At 72.2% G+C, this 22252-nt stretch carries 18 protein-coding genes; 9 read left to right on the top strand and 9 right to left on the bottom strand.

What is annotated here, in order from left to right:
- The first annotated feature begins 2 nt into the window (after nucleotides 1-2).
- Both AC0KTA_RS03385 and AC0KTA_RS03380 read left to right on the top strand, forming a co-directional pair.
- Nucleotides 3-1454 carry a dihydrolipoyl dehydrogenase family protein gene (locus tag AC0KTA_RS03385; protein ID WP_481053578.1) on the top strand — a complete coding sequence of 484 codons (1452 nt, stop codon included), beginning with the start codon at nucleotides 3-5 and terminating at the stop codon, nucleotides 1452-1454.
- 166 nt (nucleotides 1455-1620) lie between these two features.
- Nucleotides 1621-3828, top strand: coding sequence for a tetratricopeptide repeat protein (locus AC0KTA_RS03380; protein ID WP_481053577.1), 2208 nt, complete (start codon nucleotides 1621-1623; stop codon nucleotides 3826-3828).
- On the opposite strand, the gene AC0KTA_RS03375 is transcribed toward AC0KTA_RS03380, so the two are convergent.
- The 3 genes from AC0KTA_RS03375 to AC0KTA_RS03365 all read right to left on the bottom strand — a co-directional run bounded on the left by AC0KTA_RS03375 (nucleotide 3717) and on the right by AC0KTA_RS03365 (nucleotide 7147).
- A complete protein-coding gene (locus AC0KTA_RS03375; RefSeq protein WP_481053576.1) occupies nucleotides 3717-5600 on the bottom strand; it encodes a hypothetical protein in 1884 nt (627 codons plus the stop codon). The genes AC0KTA_RS03380 and AC0KTA_RS03375 overlap by 112 nt on opposite strands.
- Nucleotides 5601-5718: 118 nt before the next feature.
- Nucleotides 5719-6027 carry a WhiB family transcriptional regulator gene (locus AC0KTA_RS03370; protein WP_481053575.1) on the bottom strand — a complete coding sequence of 103 codons (309 nt, stop codon included), beginning with the start codon at nucleotides 6025-6027 and terminating at the stop codon, nucleotides 5719-5721.
- 88 nt (nucleotides 6028-6115) lie between these two features.
- Complete coding sequence (locus AC0KTA_RS03365) at nucleotides 6116-7147, bottom strand: aminoglycoside phosphotransferase family protein (RefSeq protein WP_481053574.1); 1032 nt, start codon at nucleotides 7145-7147, stop codon at nucleotides 6116-6118.
- 322 nt (nucleotides 7148-7469) lie between these two features.
- Here AC0KTA_RS03365 and crcB (AC0KTA_RS03360) point away from each other — a divergent pair, with 322 nt between their 5' ends.
- From crcB (AC0KTA_RS03360) to crcB (AC0KTA_RS03350), 3 genes are read left to right on the top strand one after another with little or no spacing between them, the layout of a single operon-like run.
- On the top strand, nucleotides 7470-7961 hold the full coding sequence (crcB, locus tag AC0KTA_RS03360) for a fluoride efflux transporter CrcB (protein ID WP_481053573.1): 492 nt from the start codon (nucleotides 7470-7472) through the stop codon (nucleotides 7959-7961).
- Nucleotides 7958-8305 carry a DUF190 domain-containing protein gene (locus tag AC0KTA_RS03355; RefSeq protein ID WP_481053572.1) on the top strand — a complete coding sequence of 116 codons (348 nt, stop codon included), beginning with the start codon at nucleotides 7958-7960 and terminating at the stop codon, nucleotides 8303-8305. Before crcB (AC0KTA_RS03360) ends, AC0KTA_RS03355 begins: the two co-directional genes overlap by 4 nt.
- Nucleotides 8302-8676, top strand: coding sequence for a fluoride efflux transporter CrcB (gene crcB / locus AC0KTA_RS03350; RefSeq protein WP_481053571.1), 375 nt, complete (start codon nucleotides 8302-8304; stop codon nucleotides 8674-8676). Before AC0KTA_RS03355 ends, crcB (AC0KTA_RS03350) begins: the two co-directional genes overlap by 4 nt.
- A 19-nt stretch (nucleotides 8677-8695) precedes the next feature.
- Here crcB (AC0KTA_RS03350) and AC0KTA_RS03345 read toward each other — a convergent pair whose 3' ends face one another.
- The gene (locus AC0KTA_RS03345) at nucleotides 8696-9529 is read right to left on the bottom strand and encodes a helix-turn-helix transcriptional regulator (RefSeq protein ID WP_481053570.1); all 834 of its coding nucleotides are present in this window, start codon (nucleotides 9527-9529) and stop codon (nucleotides 8696-8698) included.
- Nucleotides 9530-9655: 126 nt separating this feature from the next.
- Here AC0KTA_RS03345 and AC0KTA_RS03340 point away from each other — a divergent pair, with 126 nt between their 5' ends.
- Nucleotides 9656-10723 carry an aldo/keto reductase gene (locus tag AC0KTA_RS03340; protein WP_481053569.1) on the top strand — a complete coding sequence of 356 codons (1068 nt, stop codon included), beginning with the start codon at nucleotides 9656-9658 and terminating at the stop codon, nucleotides 10721-10723.
- 122 nt (nucleotides 10724-10845) lie between these two features.
- On the opposite strand, the gene AC0KTA_RS03335 is transcribed toward AC0KTA_RS03340, so the two are convergent.
- The 4 genes from AC0KTA_RS03335 to AC0KTA_RS03320 form a co-directional block, all read right to left on the bottom strand.
- Nucleotides 10846-11772 carry a glycosyl hydrolase family 18 protein gene (locus tag AC0KTA_RS03335; RefSeq protein WP_481053568.1) on the bottom strand — a complete coding sequence of 309 codons (927 nt, stop codon included), beginning with the start codon at nucleotides 11770-11772 and terminating at the stop codon, nucleotides 10846-10848.
- A 162-nt stretch (nucleotides 11773-11934) separates the two neighbouring features.
- A complete protein-coding gene (locus AC0KTA_RS03330) occupies nucleotides 11935-13347 on the bottom strand; it encodes a glycosyltransferase family 4 protein (RefSeq protein ID WP_481056295.1) in 1413 nt (470 codons plus the stop codon).
- A 513-nt stretch (nucleotides 13348-13860) separates the two neighbouring features.
- Nucleotides 13861-14205, bottom strand: a complete 345-nt coding sequence (locus AC0KTA_RS03325) for a tetratricopeptide repeat protein (RefSeq protein ID WP_481053567.1) — start codon at nucleotides 14203-14205, stop codon at nucleotides 13861-13863.
- Between the two features lie 95 nt (nucleotides 14206-14300).
- The gene (locus tag AC0KTA_RS03320) at nucleotides 14301-15920 is read right to left on the bottom strand and encodes an SDR family oxidoreductase (protein ID WP_481053566.1); all 1620 of its coding nucleotides are present in this window, start codon (nucleotides 15918-15920) and stop codon (nucleotides 14301-14303) included.
- A 149-nt stretch (nucleotides 15921-16069) separates the two neighbouring features.
- On the opposite strand from AC0KTA_RS03320, the gene AC0KTA_RS03315 reads away from it, so the two are divergent.
- Together AC0KTA_RS03315 and AC0KTA_RS03310 are read left to right on the top strand one after the other, a co-directional pair.
- Nucleotides 16070-16435 (top strand): PRC-barrel domain containing protein, encoded by a 366-nt coding sequence (locus tag AC0KTA_RS03315; RefSeq protein WP_481053565.1) that lies wholly within the window; start codon nucleotides 16070-16072, stop codon nucleotides 16433-16435.
- 126 nt (nucleotides 16436-16561) lie between these two features.
- Nucleotides 16562-17527 (top strand): pirin family protein, encoded by a 966-nt coding sequence (locus AC0KTA_RS03310; protein WP_481053564.1) that lies wholly within the window; start codon nucleotides 16562-16564, stop codon nucleotides 17525-17527.
- A 55-nt stretch (nucleotides 17528-17582) separates the two neighbouring features.
- Here AC0KTA_RS03310 and blsG read toward each other — a convergent pair whose 3' ends face one another.
- Nucleotides 17583-18731: an arginine 2,3-aminomutase gene (gene blsG, locus AC0KTA_RS03305; RefSeq protein ID WP_481053563.1), complete on the bottom strand. Its 1149-nt coding sequence runs from the start codon at nucleotides 18729-18731 to the stop codon at nucleotides 17583-17585.
- Nucleotides 18732-19033: 302 nt separating this feature from the next.
- Between blsG and lacZ the strand changes: the two genes are divergently transcribed.
- On the top strand, nucleotides 19034-22243 hold the full coding sequence (gene lacZ / locus AC0KTA_RS03300) for a beta-galactosidase, LacZ type (RefSeq protein ID WP_481053562.1): 3210 nt from the start codon (nucleotides 19034-19036) through the stop codon (nucleotides 22241-22243).
- The last annotated feature ends 9 nt before the right edge of the window (nucleotides 22244-22252 follow it).

Genomic DNA, 22252 nt, shown 5'->3' with positions numbered 1-22252 from the left:
TCATGACCGATGCCACGGATGCCACCGAAGCCAGCGAAACGATCACCTACGACGTCGTGGTCCTCGGCGCGGGACCGGTGGGCGAGAACGTCGCCGACCGGGCCCGCGCGGCGGGCCTGAGCGCGGCCGTCGTGGAGAGCGAACTCGTCGGCGGCGAGTGCTCGTACTGGGCCTGCATGCCCAGCAAGGCCCTGCTGCGCCCGGCCGTGGCCCGCGCCGACGCCCGCCGCGTCCCGGGCCTGCGGCAGCTCGCCGAGGGACCGCTCGACGCGCCCGCGGTCCTCGCGCACCGTGACTACTACACCTCGCACTGGAAGGACGACGGCCAGGTGGGCTGGCTGGACTCCATCGGCGTGGACCTCTACCGCGGCCACGGCCGCCTCGCCGGCACCCGTCAGGTCACGGTCACCGGCACCGACGGCACGCTCCGGCGCCTTGCCGCCCGGCACGCCGTGGCCGTGTGCACCGGCAGCCGCGCCGTCGTCCCCGACCTGCCGGGCGTCGCCGACGCCAAGCCGTGGACCAGCCGCGAGGCGACCAGCGCGGACCATGTGCCCGCGCGCCTGGCCGTGGTCGGCGGCGGCGTGGTCGGCGTGGAGATGGCCACCGCGTGGCAGGCCCTCGGCTCCCGGGTCACGCTGCTCGTACGAGGCGGGGGACTGCTGCCGAGGATGGAGCCGTTCGCCGGGGAACTGGTCGCGGAGGCGCTGCGCAAGGCGGGCGCCGACGTGCGCACGGACACCTCGGTGACCGAGGTGCGCCGCGAGGGCGCCACCGTCACCCTCGGCCTCGACGACGGCACCTCCGTCGAGGCCGACGAGGTCCTCTTCGCGACCGGCCGCGCCCCGCGCACCGACGACATCGGCCTGGGCACGGTCGGCCTGGAACCCGGCGCGTGGCTGCCGGTCGACGACAGCTGCCAGGTGGTGGGCAGCGACTGGCTGTACGCCGTCGGCGACGTGAACCACCGCGCGCTCCTCACCCACCAGGGCAAGTACCAGGCGCGTGTCGCGGGCGCCGCCATCGCCGCCCGCGCCCGGAAGATCCCCCTCCTGGAGACCGACCGCTGGGGCGCCCACAGCGCCACCGCCGACCACGCCGCGGTCCCGCAGGTCGTCTTCACCGACCCCGAGGCGGCCTCCGCGGGCCTCACCCTCGCCGCCGCCGAGGCCGCAGGCCACCGCGTCCGCGCCGTCGACTACGACCTCGCGTCGGTGGCGGGCGCCGGCCTCTACGCCGACGGCTACCGCGGCCGGGCCCGCATGATCGTCGACCTCGACCGCGAGATCCTCCTCGGCGCGACCTTCGTCGGCCCCGGCGTCAGCGAACTCCTCCACTCGGCCACCATCGCCGTCGCAGGCGAGGTCCCCATCGAGCGCCTGTGGCACGCGGTGCCCGCGTATCCCACGATCAGCGAGGTGTGGCTGCGGCTGCTGGAGACGTACCGGGGCTGAGGGCCTCCCAGGGCGAACTGGCCAGGCGGTGGCCGGAAGTTGTCGTGGAGACGGGCGCCGTCCGGCCGGATGATGCCGGATGATGTTCGTCTCCGCGAGGCGCCGATACTGTGGCCTGCCAGGACAGCGGCGCGACGGTGCGCGCCCGGGGAGAGTGGGGGGCAGGGTGGATCCCGTATCGCTGGGGATGATCACGGCGACGCTGGCGGCGGTGGGGTTCGGCATGGCCAACGAGGCGGGGAAACAGCTCTACCTGCTCGTCGGAGGGCTCTTCGGCGGGCAGACACGGGCCCCCGAGCGGTCGGCCGAACTGACGGCGCTCGCACCGCAGTTGCTGGAGGCGGCCCGCCGGGACCCGGTCGTGGCCGGGCGGCTCGCCGAGCTGCGGGGGCTGGCCCTGCGGACCTTCCAGCAGTCCGTGGTGCTCTCCGTGGCGCCGCCGCCCCCGGCGATCCGGACGTTCGTCGACCGCGAGGAGCCCCTGCGACGGCTGCGCCGCGAGGCCCTGCGCAAGCACGACGGGCGGCCGCGCAGAGCACTGCTGTACGGGCCGGAGGGCATCGGCACCACCGGGCTCGCCGTGCAGTTCGCGGCGAGCGCGCACGACCGGTATCCCGACGGGCGTCTGTACGTCGACTTCGCGGGCGGCCACGCGGGTACGGGACTTGACGCCGAGGCGGCGCTGCGGTCGGCGTTACGCGGCCTCGGCGTACCGGACAGGGACATACCGCCGGGACCCGGGGACCGGGCCGCCCTCTTCCAGCGGCTCGTCGACGGGCGGCGGATGCTCGTCGTCCTCGACCACGCCCACTCGGCGGCGCAGGTCGGCCCCTTGCTCGCGGCCTCCGTCGACGTGTTCACCGTCGTCGTCGCCCGCCGCCGGCTGCCCGGGCTCGACGCCGAGCCGATCGAGGTCGAGCCGCTCTCCAGGCGCCACTCCCTGCACCTGCTGAAGAAGGCGGCGGGCAGCGACCTGGTGGGGCGGCTCGGCCCGGCGCTCCCGGTCGCGCTCGCGCGGTGCGCCGGATCGCCGTACGCGTTGTGGGCCACCGCCGCGCAGTGGGAAGCGGGCCTCGTCCCCGATGGCGGGCCCCGGACGGACGACACGACGGGCGGGGGCTCCGTGGGCGGTGACGACGCCTTTCTCGACGACATCTACCGGTCCCTCGACCCCGGCCTCGCCCGGCTCTACCGGCGCGCGGCGCTGTGGCCCTGGCCCGCGTTCACGGCCGGGCCCGTCGCCGCTGCGGCGGAGGTGACGGAGGAAGCCGCGGGCGCGGGACTCGACCGGCTCGTAGAGCTCAGGCTCCTGGAGCGGATCGGCCCGGGGCGCCATCGGTACCGGCCGCTGGTGCTCGGGCACGCGGAGCGCATGGCCACGCGGGACGACGGCACCCGCGGGTGCTCGCGGGCCATCGAGCGCACCCTCCGGTGGTATCTGCGGTTCGCCGTGCAGGCCGACCTGGACGCCCTGCCGGAGCGCTGGCATCTGGGCGCCGCCTACGAGGGCGCCACCCCGGGAACGTACCCGGACAAGGGCCGGGCCCTGGCGGCGCTCCTCGACGAACTGGGCAACCTGGTCCAAGCGGTGCTCGCCGCAAAGGACTTCGGCTTCGGGGACACCGCCTGCTCCTTGACGGAGGCGCTGTGGGCGGTGCAGCTCAAGGCCGGACACCACGAGACGCTGCTTCCGGCGCTGCGCGCCGCGGCGCAGGCCGCGGACACGGTGTGCCCGGGCACGCGGATGGCCGGCCGCATGCACACCTCCCTCGCCTCCGCCCTCATCGAAACGCGCGCCTACGACGAGGCGGAGCGCGAGGCCGAGGCGGCGCTGGTGGCCGAGCGGCGCGCCGGGCATCTGCGCGGGCAGGCCACGGCCGTCGAGACGCTCGGCCGGGTCGAGCTGGCCCGCTGGGCGTTCCACGAGGCCGACGCCCTCTTCGCGGAGTCGGGGCGCATCGCCGGCCGCATCGGTCCCGGTGACGACGGCTTCGAGGACCTGCCGCGGATCGAGGCCCTGCTGCAGCGGTTCCGCGGCAGGGCGCAGCGCGGAATCGCCCTCCGCGAGGGTCTGCCCCTGGACGAGGCGGAGGGGCGTCTCAGGGACGCTGTCCGGCGCTTCGACGAGCAGGAGGAGCCGTACAACGGTGCCCGGGCCCGCACCGACCTCGCGGAGCTGTACGTCCTCAGCGGCCGACGCGACGCCGCGCTGCCCCTGATCGACTGGGCCCTGCGGGCGCTGGCGGAGGAGAACGCGGGGTATCACCTCGCGTATCTGCGGGCGTTGCGGGACGGCGACGGAAGCGGTGGCGGTGGCGAAGACGGTGATCCGAACAGGGGCGGTGCGGGTTCGGCGGGCACGACGGCGACCTGACTGCGTGTCCCGCCGGTCCACACCGTCAGCCCGTCCACCAGCTCGTCGAGGCCCTTGCCCGCCGCCAGCCAGGCGTACAGCGCGGAGGCGCAGGCCCCCGGATCCACCGCGTGCGGGTCGGTGGTCAGGCGGAGCAGGCGGCCGTCGCGGGTGAGCGCGGTGCAGGCGCCGGGGCCGGTCACGTACGCGGCGATGCCGCAGTGGGGGTGGCGGTCGAGGACGCCCCTGGCCCAGTCGGCGGGCGGGCCGAGCCGGGGGTCGTCCGGGGTGCCGTGACGCAGGATCACGTCGGCGAGGGTGAGGTCGCGGGGGTCCAGGGTGTCCTCGTGCACCGCGGTGTGTGCCTCACCGTCGGCGTCCGGTTCGCCGCGCGGCTGTGCGTACCGGGCGACGCCGACCTCGCCCGCACCGCGCAGCCGTGTGATGACGCGCAGGGGAGCGGTGCGGTCGGGAGGCTCGTACGGGGGCAGGGGGAGCGGGTCCAGGAGTGCGGGGGCAGCGGGCTCCGGTATCCCCATCAGTCCGTAGAACGTGCGCCGCAACAGCTCGGCCGAGCACCCGGGGGCGGACGACGTCAGCTCGGCGGGGCCGGGTACGGGGTGGTGGGCCGCGGCCGCGTCGAGCTGTGGCCGCAGCGGGCGGTACGGATCGAGGCGGGGCGCGGCGCGGACGAACGCGGCGACGGGGGAGTCCTCGCCGAGGCCGTCCGACGCGGCCGCACCGAGCAGCACCGGCGTGCCGAGGGCCGCGCTGTAGTAGGTCACCGACCCGAAGTCGCCCAGCGTGATGTCCGCCGCGAGGAGGGCCTGGCGCCAGCCGTGCAGCGGATCGACCAGGGTCAGGCCGCCGCGGCGGGCCCGGTCCAGCCACATCCTGATCTGGCCGGGGCCGTGGCCGTGCCAGATGTTCGGGTGCAGGACGGCGGCGACGCGGTACTCGTCCGCGGGCAGCTCGGCGGTGAGGCGGGGCAGCAGCGCGGGCAGCACGTCCTCGCCGCCGTCACCGAACAGTGATTCGGGGTTCCAGGTGGAGTTGAGCAGCACGAGCCGCTGCCCGCGACGGATGCCCAGGGCGCGGCGGAACCGGTCGCGGTAGGGGCGGGCCGCCAGCAGCCGGTCGTAGCACGGGTCGCCCGCGAGGACGGCCGTCGCGGCGGCCTCCGGGCAGGCGGCACGCAGCCGTTCGACCTGCTCGGGGTGGGACAGCACCAAGGCGTCCGCGAGGGGTCTGCCGTCGGCGAGCAGCCACTCCGGCGACAGCCCGAACACTGGCTCCCGGCTCCCGGCTCCCGGCTCCCGGCTCCCGGCTCCCGGCTCCCGGCTCCCGGCTCCCGGCTCCCGGCTCCCGGCTCCCGGCTCCCGGCTCCCGGCTCCCGGCTCCCGGCTCCCGGCTCCCGGCTCCGCGAGTCTCTTATTGTAGCCAACGCCGTGCGAGAGGATCGCCAAGTGCCCGCTGTGGGACTGGAGTTGACCGCCGAAGCTGGCGGCGAGGGCCAGGTCGACGGGGGTCCGTACGGCCTGTTCCCACGGCAGCACCGGCACCCCGACCTCCTCCAGGAGCTCCGCGGTGCCCGCCCGGAACGCCGAGGAGCCCGTGCACGTCGCGAGCAGTTGGACACGCAGGTCGTCACGGAAGAGGGGAAGCACGTCGAGCAGCCTGGTCGCGGACGTGACGTTGTGGACGATCAGCAGCACCTTGTGGCAGCGCCCGCGCGTCGCCCATCGCTCGGCCTCGTCGCCGACCGGCACGCGTATCCACTCCGCCCGCCCCATGGACCCCGCTTCCCCCTTGCGACTCCGTACGCCCCGCGGACGCGCCGGGGCACCCGCCAGGCCGCAACGATAACCGCGCCCGAGGGCGGGGCGAACGGGACGTACGCGGATTCCTGTGTCACCCCGCGCGGCGGACTCCCCGGCCGGCCGTCTCCCGCTCCGGCTTGTGCTGAGCCGCGCGCCGCTGCTCTCGCAGCCTCGCCAGCTCCCCCTCGTCCTTGCCGCCCCACACACCCGACGTCTGACCGGAGCGCAGCGCGTACATGAGGCACTGACGCGCCACGGGGCAGCGTTCGCACACTCGTTTGGCCTCTTCCTGGTCCCGTTCGGCCGGGCCGGCCGGCCCGACCGGGAAGAAGAGATCGGGATCCACGTCGGCACACGCGGCCCGCTGGATCCACTCCTGTCGCAGCGGTACCTCATCCATGGGGCGCCGGGTGCCCGGGGCCGCCGCGGGCAAACGACCCGGGGCCGCCGCGGGCAAACGGACGACGGGCGGCGGGCCCGCCCGTCGGTCACGCCGCGTCCGCGAGGATCCCCTCCAGATGGCGCAGAGCCGTCGTCACCCGCGCCGGGTCCTGCTGGAAGAACGGGTCGTCCGGGACCGGCAGGGACCCCGCGAGCGCGATCCCGCGGCCCCGCGCCCACGTCGCGTCGTCGGCGCCGACCGCCGCGCGGAACGTGGCGCGGGCCGTCGCGGGCAGGAACATCCACGCCGGTATCAGGTCGCACGCGGGGTCGCCCACGGCCAGCGTGCCGAAGTCGATGACCGCGCTCAGGCGGCCGTCGACGGCCAGCAGGTTGCCGGTCGCGAGGTCGCCGTGCAGCCACACCGGCGCCCGGTCCCACGCGGGCGCCGCCAGCGCCTCCTCCCACACGGCCGTGACCGCGTCCGTGTCGACCATGCCGCGCAGCTTCGCGATCTTGGTGCGTACGGTCGAGTCGGCGGCCAGCGAGTCGCACTCGGCGCCGACCGGCGCGCCCCGGAAGGCGTTGCTCCACTGCGGTTCCGGGCCGCCCGTCGCATCGATCTTCTGGAGCGCCGTCACGAACTCGGCGAGTTCGGCCGCCGTGCGGTGCGGGTCGGCCAGGCCGTCCGTCGTGGCGGGCTCACCGTCGAGCCAGCGGCAGACCGACCACGGGAAGGGGTAGCCCTCGCCGGGCTCGCCCTGCGCCAGCGGCTGGGAGACAGCGAGCGGCAACTGCGGGGCCAGCCACGGAAGCCAGCGCTGCTCCCGCTCGACCTGGCCGACCCAGCGGGCGTACCGGGGCAGCCGCAGCGCCATGTCGTCGCCCAGACGGTACGTCGCGTTGTCCATCCCGGAGCGCGGCACCGGCCTGATCGGCAGGTGCGCCCACTGCGGGAACTGTGCGCGGAGCAGCCGCCGCAACAGCGGCTCGTCTATGCGTACGTCGCCGTCGTCCCCCGCGTGGCCGGCGCCGTCGGCACCGTCCGGGCCGTCTTCGTCGTCCTCATGGTCCTCGAAGTCGTCGTGATCCTCGTACTCCTCGTACGCGAACGGCTTGCCGGCACCACCAGTTGACACGGACTCTCCTCGACGGAACTCGACCGGACATCGGCCCGGCCAGGACAGCCGCGCCGAGCAAAGCCTCATCCCACCCACCGGACGATCTCCTGTCCACCGAGTTTTCCCGCGTCGTCGCCGACCTGGAGAACCTCGGTACGACGAGATCGACTGGCACGCGCCGCGCGTGCCGGGCTAGCCTGGGGATGCGGTGATCTTCGTGGACGCCGCGCGGCGGTGGGGCTCGCCGCACCCGAACCGCGGCACGGCTGCCGCCAACGGTCCCTGCTTGCGACGGAGCGCGCCCAGTGGAGGGCGCGCGGCGAGTAGGAGACGTATGCCCATGGGAGCCGAACGACGGTCGGAAGTGGCGGCCGAACCCATCGACCCCGACATCGATTTCGTCCGGACCGGGCGGCGTCGGGGCGTGGTGCTGCGCGGGCAGGGCCCGATCCTGGCCGTCGTGGCCGTCGGCGGCGGACTCGGGGCGGCGGCGCGCTACGGCGCCTCGCTGATCTGGCCGGTCGCCGGCGGCGCCTTTCCGTGGACGACGCTCGCGGTGAACGCCGTCGGGTGCGCGCTGATCGGTGTGCTCATGGTGGTGATCAGCGAGGTGCGGGCCGCGCACCGGCTGGTGCGGCCGTTCTTCGGGACCGGGGTGCTCGGCGGGTTCACGACGTTCTCGACGTACGCGGTGGACATCGAGAAGCTGGTGGACACGGGCCACGCCCGCACCGGGCTGGCCTATCTGGCACTGACGCTGCTCGCGGCGCTCGCGGCGGTGTGGTGCGCGGCCGCGGTGACGCGCCGCGTCGTGGCGTGGAGGCAATCATGACGAGGCTCACGGGCAGGGCCCTGCGGGTGACGATCTTCATCGGCGAGTCCGACCTCTGGCACCGCAAGCCGCTCTACACGCAGATCGTGCACCGCGCGCACGAGGCGGGACTCGCGGGCGCGAGCGTGTTCCGCGGCATCGAGGGCTTCGGCGCCTCGTCGCTGATCCATACGCACCGTCTGCTGTCCCTCAGCGAGGACCTGCCCGTCGCGATCGTGGTCGTCGACACCGAGGAGAAGATCCGGGCGTTCCTGCCGCAGCTCGACGACCTGGTATCCGAAGGCCTGGTGATCCTCGACGACTGCGAGGTCATCCGGTACGTGGGCCGGGAGGCGGAGCGGTGAACTGGCTCGTCGTGGTCGCCGGGGCGATGGTCGGCGCCCCGCTGCGGTACCTCACCGACCGGGCGGTGCAGGCCAGGCACGACACCGTCTTCCCGTGGGGGACGTTCACGGCGAACGTCGTGGGCTGTCTCGTGCTCGGCCTGGTGACCGGCGCGGTGACGGCGGGGGCGGCGTCCTCGCACACCCAGTTGTTCCTCGGGACCGGACTGTGCGGGGCGCTGACCACGTACTCGACGTTCTCGTACGAGACGCTGCGGCTCGCGGAGGACGGTGCGCGGTTCCATGCCGCGGCCAACGTCGTCGCGAGCGTCGTCGCCGGGCTCGGGGCGGCCTTCGTGGGGATCGCCTTCGCGGAGGCTGTGTGGGTGTGACGGGCGTGCGGCGGCGGCATCACAGCGCGCACAACCGGTCCAATGCCGACTGGCTCTCGTCGTCCGCGGCGCGGAAGATCAGCAGCCGCTGATCCGGATCTTGCAGCGGCGTCAGCACCTCGAAACGCACTGCGAACACGCCGGCGTCAGGGTGCCGCATCACCTTGTCCCCGCGGCCGTTGACCTTGATTTCCCGCTCGGACCACAAGCGCGCGAATTCCTCGTCACGCGTGATGAATTCGGCAATGAGGTCGGTCAATGCCCGATCCTCCGGATGTGCGGCCCACGCGGCGCGCAGGTGGGCGATCCCCTCCCGGACGACGCGGTCCCGGTCGACGTAGAACTCGCGTATCTCCGGATGCATCAGGCACAGCCACATCGCATTGCGCCGCGACGGAGGCAGGGTGTCGAAATCCAGGAGCAGCCTCGTCATTTCGCGGTTCCAGGCCAGGATGTCGAAGCGGTGGTTCATCAGCATGGCCGGCAGCGGCGACAGGTCGGCGACCAGCCGGGCAAGCGGCGGCGCCGCAGCGGTGGCGGGCTTGTCGGCGGTGCGGGGGCGCTGCCGGGCCAGGTCGAAGAAGTACGCGCGCTCGGCGGGGGCCAGGCGCAGCGCCCGGGCCAGCGCCTCCACCACGTCCGCCGAGGGCCGCAGGCCGCGACCCTGCTCCAGCCGCACGATGTAGTCGACGCTGATCCCGGCCAGTTCGGCGACCTCTTCGCGGCGCAGTCCCGGGGTCCGCCGAGCCTGCCGACGCGACGGCAGACCGAAATCGCGCGGGTCAAGGCGTTCGCGCCGGGTCCGCAGGAACGCGGCCAGCTCGTGTGTCGTGTCCACGGTGTGGGTCGTCATGTTCGTTCCAACAGCCAGGGTGGGACCGGCGTTCCCAGGAACCTCTTTCCCTTACCTCCGGCTCGCGGCGGTCACAGCCTTGTTCTCGACGTTCTCGACGACGGATCACGAGTACAGGAGGACACGATGTCGCTCACCCTCGACACCTACCGGCTGCTTGGCCGCTCGGGGCTGCGGGTCTCACCGCTGGCGCTGGGCGCGGCGACCTTCGGCACCGAGTGGGGCTGGGGCGCCGAGCAGGACGAGGCACGCAAGCTGTTCGACCTCTACGTCGAGCAAGGCGGCAACTTCATCGACACCGCCAACACCTACACCGACGGCAGCTCCGAGCGCCTCCTGGGCGAGTTCACCCGCGACAAGCGCGAAAGCCTGGTGCTGGCAACGAAATACACGACGCTGCGCAGGACCGGCGACCCGAATTCCGGGGGCAGTCACCGCAAGAGCCTGTTCGCGTCGGTGGAAGCGAGTCTGCGACAGCTCGATACGGACTACATCGATCTGCTCTACCTGCACGTGTGGGATTTCACGACGCCGGTCGAGGAGATCCTGCGCGGCATGGACGATCTGGTCCGGCAGGGCAAGATCTTGTACGTGGCGATCTGCAACGCCCCGGCCTGGCAGGTGTCGCGCATGCAGACGATCGCCGACCTGCGCGGCTGGTCGCCGCTGGTCGCGCTGCAGATCGAGTACAACCTGATCGAGCGGACCGGGGAACGTGACCTGATCCCGATGGCACGTGAGATGGGGCTGGGTGTGGTCCCGTACTCACCGCTGGCCGGCGGGGTGCTCACCGGCAAGTACAGCCGCGACGACCTGACCGCGACGAACGTCGCATCCGGCGACGGCACCCGCAAGAGCTTCAACTCCGCCTTGGGCACGCTCACCGAACGCAATCTCGCCATTGCCGATGTCGTGCAGGAGGTCGCCGCGGAGCTGGACCGCACACCCGCCCAGGTCGGGCTGGCCTGGACCCTGCAGCAGCCGGACGTGACGGCACCGATCATCGGCGCCCGCACCCCCGCGCAGCTGGGGGACAATCTGGGCGCCCTGGAGGTCGACTTCACCGACTCCCAACTGGCCCGCCTCGACGAGGCAAGCGGGATCGGACTCGGCTTCCCGCACGACATGCTCGCCAGTGACCACATCCGCAAGGTGACCGCGGGCGACCTGAAGATCGAAACAACGCGCCGCTGATACGCGTTCGAGCGCCGAGGGCGGCACAACCGCCGCCCTCGGGGCGATCTCGGCATGGCCCAGGGCCGGTTGTATGAGCGGTCCTTGGTCGTGGGCGATCACCTCTGTGGGACGTGCCCCGCTCAGCCCTTCAGAGCCGCCGACACCTCCGCCGCCCACCGCCACGGCTCCGCCGTCCCGCCCGGCTGCGAGTTGAAGTACTCCCAGCCCATGACGCCGCCCATGTCCGGGTACTTGGCGACCAGACTGCGGATCGTCGACTTCAGCCGCGCCGGGTCGACGTAGCCACTGCCGCCGTTGGACGGGTCCGTCAAGGTCCCCGCGACCACCTTCGACGCCGGAACGACCCCGCGCCGGACGACCGCGTCGTAGCTGGACGTGGACGTCATGCCGCCCCAGCCGTTGTAGAACTGCGCGTTGAACCAGGCGATGTCGCCGCCCCGGTCGCGGTACAACCGGTCGTAGTCGAAACCGGAGAGATTCCCGCCGCCGCTGAGAGCGGAGCCCACCGGAGCGAGCGTGATGAGGAATCCCGGGCCGAAGTCGGCGCGCAGCGCGTCGATGACGCGCTCGATGCCCGCGAGGGACATCCGCTCCTCCACGTCCAGGTCGACGCCGTCGAGTCCGTACTGCCGAATGAAATCGCGCAACAGCGGGTAATACGTGTCGAATTCGGTGTCGAGCCGCGTGAAACTGCCCGGCGCCGCGCCGCCGACCATCGCGAGTACGTGCACGCCCTGGCCCTGCATCGTCTTCAGGTCGCGCCACATCTGGTCGAACTTCGCGGCGCTCGGCGGATCGTCGTTCAAGTGCACCGGCGTGTAAGGGCCGTTGAGGTCGTTGAGGTGCACGGCGGCGACGAGGACGTCGGTCACGCCAGTGTTGTGCCGGGTCAGGCCGAGCGGCGAGACATATCTGCCGTTCGTGTACTGCGTCTGGTAATAGACGACGACGCGTCTGCCCGCCGCGGCGCGGGGCGCGGCGGTCGCCGTCGTGCCCGCCGCCACCGTCAGGGCGAGGGCACCGAGAAGGACACTGCGTCTCTTCATCCCGAACTCTCCTCCGGTTCCGTCGAATTGCCGAACCGAGGCAGATTCTCCGCCGAGGCTGATTCTCCACCCAGGCGGATTCGCTGCCGATCCGATCCGGACCGATCCAGGTCGCCGCAATTCTGACGAGGAAGGGGGACGCAGGCTAGAGCGCGGAGGGAACTAATGCGCTTTAGTACGCGGGGTGGGCCGCGTGGTCCGCCCTGTCGCGCCCCCGGCCGTGCCCCCTGCCGCGCTCCCGGCCGCACCTCTGGCTCGCCGCCGCCCGGCCATCGCCCGCACACGCCGCAGCACCGGCCCCAACACCGGCGCCAGCACGGGCCGCAGCACCCGCCCCGCCCGCGAGCGAGTCCATTTCCGCGCCCACCTCCGCGTCCATCTCCGGGCCCATTTCCGCCCCCGTGCCGGTGTGCTGCGCCAGGCGCGTCTGCGGCGCGCGGAGCGCAGCTCGGCGAAGAGGCGTTCGTGGCGGGCGGCGATCGGTGCGGGGTCGTAGCGCCGGGCGCTCTCCAGGGCCGCGGCGCCCATCGCGCGGCGCAGCGCCGGGTCCTCGATCAGCTCCTCGAGCGCCTTCGCGAGCGCGTCGGCGTCACCGGGCGGCACCAGCCGGCCGTCGCGCCCGTCGGTGATGATCTCGGCGGGGCCGAGCGGGCAGTCGGTGCTCACCACCGGCACCCCGCACCGCATGGCCTCGACCAGCGTCATCCCGAACGACTCCGCATCGGACGCCGACGCGACGACCGACGCCTTGGCGAACTCGGCCTCGATGGGGGAGCGCACGCCCATCAGCTCGACGTGTTCGCCGAGCCCGAGGCCGTCGATCAGCTCCTGCAGCGGCTCCTTCTGCGGGCCGCCGCCGTAGATCCGCAGCCGCCAGTCGGGATGCCGCTCGGCGACGGTCGCGAACGCCCGCACCAGCAGGTCGAACCGCTTGCCCGGCGCGAGCCGCCCGGCCGCGGCGACCACCTTCGCGGTGCCGTCGGACGGCGCGACGGACGGGGCGGGCACCATGTTGGGCACGGCGAGGACGCGTACGCCCGGAAGCTTCATCCGGTTTCGGTAGACGGCCGCGTCGGCGTCGGTGATGGTGACCAGGGCGTCCAGTTTCCGGTAGTGCGGCTTGAGTTGGGCGCGCAGCCTCCTGCTGTGCGCGTCGTGGCGCAGATGTTCCTGGGCGATGCGCAGCGCGCGGTGCGGCCCGAACCGGGCGAGGTAGACGTTGAGGCCGGGCCGGGTACCGATGATCACGTCCGCGCCGCAGTCGCGCAGACAGGACTCGGCGCGCACGTCGTGCAGGCGCGAGTACTGCCGATGCCGCTTCTCCGCGGCCGGGAACGCCCGGGCGGGCTCCGCGAGCAGCGGATCCGCCGCGTCCGCGCCACCGGCGCGCAGATCCACCAGCGGCACGAGGGCCACCCGCGGGTCGACCGCGAACCGCGGCTTCTCGCGGTGGCGCATCAGCGAGACGACGGTGACGTGATGACCGCGGTCGGCCAGCGCGGACGCGAGGTGGAGAGTGGTGCGGACGGTGCCGCCCACGGCGAAGGCGTTGTGCAGCAGGAACACGACCTTCAGGGCCTTCATGCGGAGAGATCCCCCCGGCGGAGCTCGATGGTTCCGTGCGAGGGGTCGGTTCGCACGGAAACGTACGGTACGGAATGGTGAACGGCGCGAGACGGTGGAGGAAACGAAAGGCCACTCGTGCGCCTCGGGGTAACCGGGGATTCCGGCCAAGGTGGGCGAGCGACGAGAACGCGCCACGCCCCGCGCCCGCGACGGGCGGCCCCCGCGCGGCACGGAGGCGGCCCGGGGCGACGCGCGGCGGGCTTGCCGGATGTCTCACACTGTGCTGCTTGCCGAGGATGCCCGCGCCATCCGTGGCAGTTGCGGGTGTGTGGTGAGGGTCACGGGGCGAGGACCGCGACGGCCGGTCTGGCGAACAGCCGTCCGCGCTCCATCGCGGACGCCTTGTCGCGATCTACGCTGAGTTGACGACCCGGCGACGGTCGGCCCCACTGGAGCCCGACCCCTGCCAGGACGCCAGCTCGACCGCGCAGCAGGCCTCGGCCGAGCCGGCCCCGGGGCGGGCTATGCCGTGAGCTCGCCCGCCAGCGCCGCCGCCAGCCGCAACTGTGTCGCCGCCTCGGCGTCCCGCCCCTGCCGTTCCAGGGTCCGGCCCAGCATCAGCCGGGCGTACCCCTCGACGGGGTCGAGATCGAGGACCGTACGCAACTCCGTCTCCGCACGCCGCAGTTGCGCCGAGTGGTAGTAGGCGCGCGCGAGCAGCAGCCGCGGGGCGACCTGCTCGGGCACCTCGTCGGCCAGCGGGGCGAGGATGCGCGCCGCCGTCGCGTACTCCTTGGCGTCGAAGAACTGCCCCGCACGCTCCCAGCGCTCGGCGGCCGTGCCGTGGTCGAAGTAGGTGAACTCCACTGTTGCCTCCTTGACCGGGCACAACGACCCCAGGTGGTTGAATATTCCACCACTGAGGGGTGGGGTCGGTCCGGCCCTGCGCCCGGTGCGGCAGGTCACCGACCGGCCGCGTCCCGCGTGTCGACGGCGCCCCGCCCCGGCTCCCGCCCCTCCGCCGTGGCCGCCCGGCCCGCCGTCCGCGCGATGTTGCGGGCCATGCCGCCGAAGACGACGGAGTGGAAGGGGGCCACGCTCCACCAGTAGGCGTGGCCGAGCAGCCCGTGCGGGTGGAACAGCGCCCGCTGGCGGTACCGCGTACGGCCGTCGGTGCCGCGCTCCGCATACATCTCCAGCCACGCCAGGCCGGGCAGCCGCATCTCGGCGCGCAGCCGCAGCAGCCGGCCCGGCTCGATCTCCTCGACCCGCCAGAAGTCGAGCGAGTCCCCGACCCGTAGCCGCGCGGCGTCACGGCGTCCGCGCCGCAGTCCGACGCCGCCGGCCAGCCGGTCGATCCAGCCGCGCACGGCCCAGGCGAGCGGGAAGGAGTACCAGCCGTTGTCGCCGCCGATGCCCTCGATGACCCGCCACAGGGCATCCGGGGAGGCGTCCACGGTGAGCTGCCGCCGGTCGGTGTAGAGGGTGCCGCCGGCCCAGTCGGGGTCCGTGGGCAGCGGATCGCTGGGCGCGCCCGGCACGGCGGCGGACGACCAGCGGGTGGCGACCTGCGCCTCCTGGATCCGGCGCAGCGCGAGCCGCAGCGCCGCCGGGAACGCCAGCGGGCGCCCGGGCAGGTCCGGAACGTACCGCGCGATGTCGTGTTCCCGGCAGACGACTTCGTGGCGCAGGGACTCCGCGAGCGGGCGGGCGATGCCGTGCGGCACGGGGGTGACAAGGCCGATCCAGTAGCTGGACAGGCCCGGAGTGAGGACGGGCACGGGCACGATGAGCCGCCGCGGCAGCCCGGCGACCGCGGCGTACGCGCGCATCATGTCGCGGTACGTGAGGACGTCGGGGCCGCCGATGTCGAAGGCCCGGTTCAGGCCCGCGGGCAGGCGGGCGGCGGCGACGAGGTAGCGCAGCACGTCGCGGACGGCGATGGGCTGGATGCGGGTGCGCACCCAGCTCGGCGTGACCATCACCGGCAGCCGCTCGGTGAGGTGGCGCAGTATCTCGAAGGACGCGGAGCCCGAGCCGATGACGACCGCGGCGCGCAGGACGACGCTGTCGACGCCGGAGTCCAGGAAGATCCGTCCCACCTCGGCGCGGGAGCGCAGGTGCGGCGACAACTCGGCCTCCGGCCTTCCCGGAGGCGTGAGCCCGCCCAGGTACACGATCCGGCGGACCCCGGCGGCGCGTGCGGCCTCGCTGAACACACGGGCGGCCCGCCGGTCGGTCTCCTCGAAGCCGGCGCCGGTGCCGAGCGCGTGCACCAAGTAGTACGCGACGTCGGTGTCCCGCATCGCCTCGCCCACCGACCCGGCGTCGGTCACATCGCCCCGGGCGACCTCGACCCGGCCCGACCACGGGTGGTCCCGGAGCTTCTCCGGCGAGCGCGCCAGACAGCGCACGCGGTGCCCGGTGCCGAGCAGTTCGGGCACGAGGCGCCCGCCGATGTAGCCGGTGGCGCCGGTCACGAGGACGCGGAGGCCGGGTTCGGCGGGACGGTCGGGTCCGGCCGGGTGGCCGGCTTCGGCGGAGTGGTCGTCGGCCGGTCCGGCACCGCCACTGGTCTGCATCCGTCCATGGTGATCCCCTGCTCGCCGCGGCGCGACCGGGCGCCCGATGTCTTGCCGGCACCGCTCACCGAGGCCCGCGGGGGTGGACAATGAGCCGACTCTCAGCACCCCGTCGTCCATACGCCGTACGAGAACAGGGAGCGCATACCGTGAACGACATGTGGGTCTACCCGCCCGGCAGCGGCCACCGGGGCGAGCAGCAGGAGCCCATGACCGGATTCACGGTCGAGGCGACCGACGGAGTCATCGGCCAGGTGGACCGCCAGGTGGACCGGCCGGGCCGGCAGCATCTGGTCGTGGACACCGGAATGTGGGTCTTCGGCAAGAGCGTGCTGATTCCGGCCGGTGCCGTCACCCGCATCGACCGGGCGGCGAGGACGGTGACGGTCGGCCATTCCAAGGAACAGGTCAAGGACGCGCCGCAGTTCACCACCGACAGCCAGACGACGGATCCGGCGTACCTCAACGAGGTGGGTGCGTACTACGCCACGCTGGAGCGCGGCTCGGAGCTCTGACCCGAGCTCTGAGGGGTCCTGGTCAGAGCTCTGGCCGAAGTTCCGACGGCGCCCTGGCCAGAGCTCATGCCCCCGGACGGGGCGTTGCCCTGTCCGCTCCGGGTGCCCAGGGCTAAGTTGTGCGGTATGAGCAATCTTGATCGCGAGGCGGTGCCCTCCCTGTGCGGCGGCCGCGGGTTCGTCGTGGCGGAACCGGTCCGTGAACTCCTCAGCCCACGGCACGTGAAGCTCGGTGCGGCGACCGAGGTGCGGCGTCTCCTTCCGAACCTGGGGCGCCGGATGGTCGGCGCCTGGTGCTTCGTCGATCACTACGGCCCCGACGACATCGCCGACGAGCCCGGCATGCAGGTGCCGCCGCACCCGCACATGGGCCTGCAGACGGTGAGCTGGCTGCACGAGGGCGAGGTGCTGCACCGGGACAGCACGGGCAGCCTGCAGACCATCCGCCCGCGCGAACTCGGCCTCATGACGTCCGGCCGGGCCATCTCCCACTCCGAGGAGAGCCCCAAGTCGCACGCCCGCTTCCTGCACGGCGCCCAGCTCTGGGTCGCGCTGCCGGACACCCACCGGCACACCGAGGCGCACTTCGAGCACCACGCGGACCTGCCGGTCGTGACCGCGCCGGGCCTGAGCGCGAAGCTGGTCCTCGGCGCGCTGGACGGAGCGGAGTCCCCCGGCACCACGTACACGCCGATCGTCGGCGCCGACCTGACCCTCGCTCAGGGAACGGACGTACGCCTTCCATTGGAGCCGGACTTCGAGTACGCCGTCCTGTCCATGGCGGGCGACGCCCACGTGGACGGCGTCCCGGTCCTCCCCGGCTCCATGCTGTACCTCGGTTGCGGCCGTACCGAGCTCCCCCTGCGCGCCGAGTCCGACGCGAGCCTGATGCTCCTCGGCGGCGAGCCGTTCGAGGAGGAGCTGATCATGTGGTGGAACTTCATCGGACGTACGCAGGAGGACATCGAGCAGGCGCGCGCCGACTGGATGACGGGCTCCCGCTTCGGTGAGGTGAAGGGCTACGACGGCGGTCCGCTGCCGGCACCGGAGCTGCCGGCGGTGCCGTTGAAGCCACGGGGGAGGGTGCGCTGACCTGGGGCAGGAGGCATTGGTTTCAGGCCTCATGCCGGTCCTGCGCGACCGCTGTTCAAGAGCTCGTCGTCCGCGGGCGGCCGTCCGGCCCCAGGACGAGCCGTTCGTCACGGTAGTTGCGCAGTTCGAGTTCACCGTCGCGTTCCACGTGGTACGGCGGGTTCACCGGGATCTTCCCGAGACGGGTGGTGAGGACGTACTGCGGTACGCCGAAGCCCGTGATGTGGCCCTGCAACCCCTTCATGATCTCCCAGCCCTTCTGGATGGAGGTCATGAAGTGCGAGACGCCGGTGACGTTGTCGCAGTGGTACAGGTAGTACGGCCGTACCCGCACACGCAGCAGTTCCGTCATCAGCGTCCGCATGGTGGTGACGTCGTCGTTGACGCCCTTGAGCAGCACGGTCTGGTTGCCCACGGGAACGCCGTGGCGCAGGAGCCGGTCCACGGCGGCCGCGAAGTCCGGCGTCACCTCGCGCGGGTGGTTGGCGTGGGTGTTCAGCCAGACCGGTTGGTGGCGCTCCAGCATCGCGCACAGAGCAGGGGTGATGCGCTGCGGCAGGAGGACCGGGAACCGACTGCCGATCCGGATGATTTCCACGGACGGGATGGCGCGCAGCCCCGCGATGATCGTCTCCAGCTTCTCGTCCCGGTAGGACAGTGGGTCGCCTCCGGTCAGCAGGACGTCGCGGATCTCGCTGTGTTCGGCGATGTAGCGCAGATCTTCCGCGTAGTCCCCGCCTTCGTTGTCGCGGAAGTAGCTGCCTGAGACGTCCGTCGTGTGGAATTTGCGGGTGCAGTGCCGACAGTAGACGGGGCATGCCTCGGTGATGAGCATGATGGCGCGGTCCGGGTATTTGTGCACCACCCGGTTGGTCTTGCGGTAGAAGCGGTCGCCCACGGGATCGATGTCCGCCGCGGGGTCGGAGAGGAGTTCCTGGGGTGCCGGTACGGCCTGCTGCCGCACCGGGCACGACGGATCGCGCGGGTCCATCAGCGCGGCGTAGTACGGCGTGATCCCCCACCGGTAGCGGCCCTTGCAGGCCCGGATCGCCTCCTCCTCCGCGTCCGTGACCTCGATCCAGCGGCGCAGCTCGGGCAGCGTGGTGACCCGGTGCCGCATGTGCCAGCGCCAGTCGGCCCACTGCTCCGGGCTCACCCCGGCCGGGGGCGTCGCGGGGACGGTTCTGGCCTCGGGATCCGACATGCTCGACCTTGCCCTCTCGCTCCGGGGTGGGGGCCCGGCGTGGTCCGAGCCTGCGTGCCGCACGACGCTGCCCACTCCCACATGGCCCGCCTCCCAGGCTTCGCCACGCCGCTCGGCGCGGCACCTGGAGACCGCCGTTCGGGTGGCCCCGGCGGACGCCTTTGTGCGGCCCGTCGGACACGTTTGTGCGGCCGGTCGGACATCGGCTTGAAGGCAACTTCCGTGTGTGCAGGGGGTCTTGTGTGGTGAGCGATCTCGTCTGATGCTGGTGCTTCTTGTTGCCTTACGTTCGGAGTTGCAGCATGAGTTCCCACAGGCCGAGCCGCCGGTCCTTCCTCGCCACCGGAACCGCGCTGGTGGGCTGGGCCGCCTTCGCCGCACAGAAGCAAGCCTTCGCTCAGGACGCGGGCGGGGCCGCGGCGGAAGCGGGGGCGGGCGCGGCCGCCGGACCCCCGGAGTGGAACGCCAACCCCCGTGTGTTCCAGGTCAACAGAGAGCCCGCCCGCACCAGACTCGTCCCGTTCGCCAACACGGACGACGCGTTGCACGGCAAGCTCACGGACTCGCCGTACCACCGCTCCCTGAACGGCCGCTGGCGCTTCCACTGGGCGAAGAACGCGGACGCGCGACCCCTCGGCTTCGAGGCCGACGACTACGACGTGAGCGGCTGGGACCGCATACCCGTGCCGTCCAACTGGGAGATCGAGGGATACCCGGAGCCGATCTACCTCAACATCAAGTATCCGTGGGAGGGCTACGAGAAGCCGGACTTCCCGCACGTGCCCAAGGACTTCAACCCGGTCGGCTCCTACCGCCGCGACTTCTCCGTCCCGAAGGACTGGGACGGCCGCCGCACCCTGATCTCCTTCCAGGGCGTGAAGTCCGCCTTCTTCGTGTGGGTCAACGGCAAGAAGGTCGGCTACAGCGAGGACAGCTACACCCCGGCCGAGTTCGACCTCACCAAGTACCTCCGCCCGGGCCGCAATTCGCTGTCGGTCGAGGTCTACCGCTGGTCCGACGGCAGCTGGCTGGAAGACCAGGACATGATCGACCTGTCCGGCATCTTCCGCGACGTCTATCTGTACTCCGTCCCGGTCGTGCACGTCCACGACCTCTTCGTACGTACCGACCTCGACTCCGCCTTCCGCGACGCGACGCTCAGCGTCACCACTGTCGTACGCGACCGAAGCGGCGCGGCGACGGGCGGAAAGCACCGCGTCGAGGCGCAGTTGTACGACGCCAGGTCGCGGCCCGTGCTGCGCGCGCCGCTGCGCGGCGAGCCCGTCTTCGACGAGCCGCTCACGCTCAAGGCCGACGTGAAGGCGCCCGCCCTGTGGTCCGCCGAGCAGCCCAACCTCTACACCCTCGTCGTCACCCTCACCGACACCGCGTCCGGCAGGAAAACCGACATCCAGCGCACCCGGGTCGGCTTCCGCCAGGTCGACTTCGGGCCCGGCAAGTGGACCGTGAACGGCAAACCCGTCATGTTCTACGGCACCAACCGGCACGAGTCCCACCCGGATCACGGGCAGGCCGTACCGGAGTCGGTGATGCTCCAGGACGTCCTGCTGATGAAGCGTCACAACATCAACGCCGTGCGCACCTCGCACTACCCCAACCACCCGCACTGGCTCGAACTCTGCGACGAGTACGGCCTGTACGTCATCGACGAGACCAACCTCGAAACCCATGGCGTACGCGACCGCCTGCCCGGCTCGCTCCCGGACTGGACCGACGCCTGCGTCGACCGCCTCCGCTCGCTCGTCGAGCGCGACAAGAACCACGCGAGCGTCGTGGCGTGGTCGCTCGGCAACGAGGCGGGACAGGGCGACAACTTCAAGGTCATGGCCAAGTGGGTGCACGACAGGGACAGTTCGCGCCCCGTGCACTACGAGGGCATGAACTCCGCCGCCGACGTGCACAGCGAGATGTACACGAAGCCGGACGACGTCGAGAAGTACGGCAAGTCCGGCAACCCCAAGCCGTTCATGCTCTGCGAGTACACGCACGCCATGGGCAACAGCAACGGCAACCTGCCCGAGTACTGGGAGATATTCGAGAAGTACCCGAACCTGCACGGCGGCTTCGTCTGGGACTGGACCGACCAGAACATCCGCCTGCCCATCCCCGGCGACCCGAAGCGCACCTACCTCTCCTACGGCGGCGACTGGCACCCGGGATATCCGACCGACGGCAACTTCAGCTGCAACGGACTCGTGGCGTCCACGCGCGCCCCGCACCCCGGAATCCTGGAGATCAAGAAGGTCTACCAGCCGGTGTCCGTCGCGGCCGACGACCTCGCGGCAGGGACCGTGCAGGTCACCAACAAGCACCTCTTCAGCGGCCTGGACGCGTACGAGCTGCGCTGGACCGTGACGCGTGACGGCGAGACCGTCCAGCACGGCACACTGCCCGCGCCGCGCGTCGCACCCGGCGCCACCGAGTCCGTCCGCATCCCGTACAAGAAGCCCGGCACGCCGCAACCCGGCGCCGAGTACTGGCTGAACGTCACCTTCGTGCTGCGCCGCAGGACCAGCTGGGCGGACGCCGGGCACCCGGTCGCCGCCGAACAGCTCGCGCTCGACTGGCACGCGCCCGCCCCGGACGACCCGGCGCCCGGCACCCTGCCTCCGCTCCACCTCACCGAGACCGACCGCGAGTTCAAGGTCAGCGGACGGGACGTGGAGGTCGTCCTGTCCAAGGCGTCCGGCACGCTGTCCTCGTACAAGATCAAGGGGCGGCTGCTGCTCGCCGGTGGCCCGGTGCCGAACTTCTGGCGCGGACCGACCGACAACGACATCGGCCGCGGCGCCCACAACTCGCTGCGCACCTGGCGCGACGCGGGCGAGAAGCGGAAGGTGACCTCCGTCAAGGCGCGTCAGGCCGCGCCCGGCGAGGTCACCTTCGAGGTGGCCGCCACGCTGCCGACCTCGCCCGCGCAGTCCGACTTCAGCACCGTGTTCACGGTGCGCGGCGACGGCGAGGTCCGGGTGCGGCACACGCTGAAGGCCGCCTCAGGACTGCCCGACCTGCCGCTGGTGGGCGCGCTCCTGACCGTCCCGGCCGGGTTCGAACGCATCGACTGGTACGGGCGCGGGCCGCACGAGAACTATCAGGACCGCAAGTCGGCCGCGTTCGTGGGCCGTTACCGCTCTACGGTCGACGACCAGGTCGCGCCGTACGTCAGGCCGCAGCAGACCGGCAACATGACCGACGTACGCCGCCTCTCGCTCGTGGACCGGTCCGGCGACGGCCTCACCGTGCTCGCCGACCCCGCCGACGGCGAGCCGCTCCTGGAGACCAGCGCGCTGCATCACTCGCCGTTCGACCTCGACGGGCCGAAGCACCCGCACGAGGTGAAGCGCCGCGACGAGACGATCCTCGGCGTCAACCACCGGCAGATGGGCGTCGGCGGCAACGACTCGTGGGGCGCGCCGCCGCTGGAGCCGTATCTGCTGCACTCGGGGAAGACGTATACGTACGCGTATCGGCTGCGGCCGGCCAACTCCTAGGAGGCTGAT

The sequence above is a fragment of the Streptomyces sp. Y309 genome (genome assembly GCF_056712025.1).
Note: the sequence above shows the minus strand (reverse complement) of the source record. Positions and strands in the feature narration are given on the sequence as shown.

Bases quoted from the DNA above. Each gene is read 5' to 3' on its own strand.
- AC0KTA_RS03385 (WP_481053578.1), top strand. From the start codon at position 3: ATGACCGATGCCACGGATGCCACCGAAGCCAGCGAAACGATCACCTAC.
- AC0KTA_RS03375 (WP_481053576.1), bottom strand. From the start codon at position 5,600: ATGGGGCGGGCGGAGTGGATACGCGTGCCGGTCGGCGACGAGGCCGAG.
- AC0KTA_RS03370 (WP_481053575.1), bottom strand. From the start codon at position 6,027: ATGGATGAGGTACCGCTGCGACAGGAGTGGATCCAGCGGGCCGCGTGT.
- crcB (WP_481053573.1), top strand. From the start codon at position 7,470: ATGGGAGCCGAACGACGGTCGGAAGTGGCGGCCGAACCCATCGACCCC.
- AC0KTA_RS03355 (WP_481053572.1), top strand. From the start codon at position 7,958: ATGACGAGGCTCACGGGCAGGGCCCTGCGGGTGACGATCTTCATCGGC.
- AC0KTA_RS03345 (WP_481053570.1), bottom strand. From the start codon at position 9,529: ATGACGACCCACACCGTGGACACGACACACGAGCTGGCCGCGTTCCTG.
- AC0KTA_RS03340 (WP_481053569.1), top strand. From the start codon at position 9,656: ATGTCGCTCACCCTCGACACCTACCGGCTGCTTGGCCGCTCGGGGCTG.
- AC0KTA_RS03335 (WP_481053568.1), bottom strand. From the start codon at position 11,772: ATGAAGAGACGCAGTGTCCTTCTCGGTGCCCTCGCCCTGACGGTGGCG.
- AC0KTA_RS03320 (WP_481053566.1), bottom strand. From the start codon at position 15,920: ATGCAGACCAGTGGCGGTGCCGGACCGGCCGACGACCACTCCGCCGAA.
- AC0KTA_RS03310 (WP_481053564.1), top strand. From the start codon at position 16,562: ATGAGCAATCTTGATCGCGAGGCGGTGCCCTCCCTGTGCGGCGGCCGC.
- blsG (WP_481053563.1), bottom strand. From the start codon at position 18,731: ATGTCGGATCCCGAGGCCAGAACCGTCCCCGCGACGCCCCCGGCCGGG.
- lacZ (WP_481053562.1), top strand. From the start codon at position 19,034: ATGAGTTCCCACAGGCCGAGCCGCCGGTCCTTCCTCGCCACCGGAACC.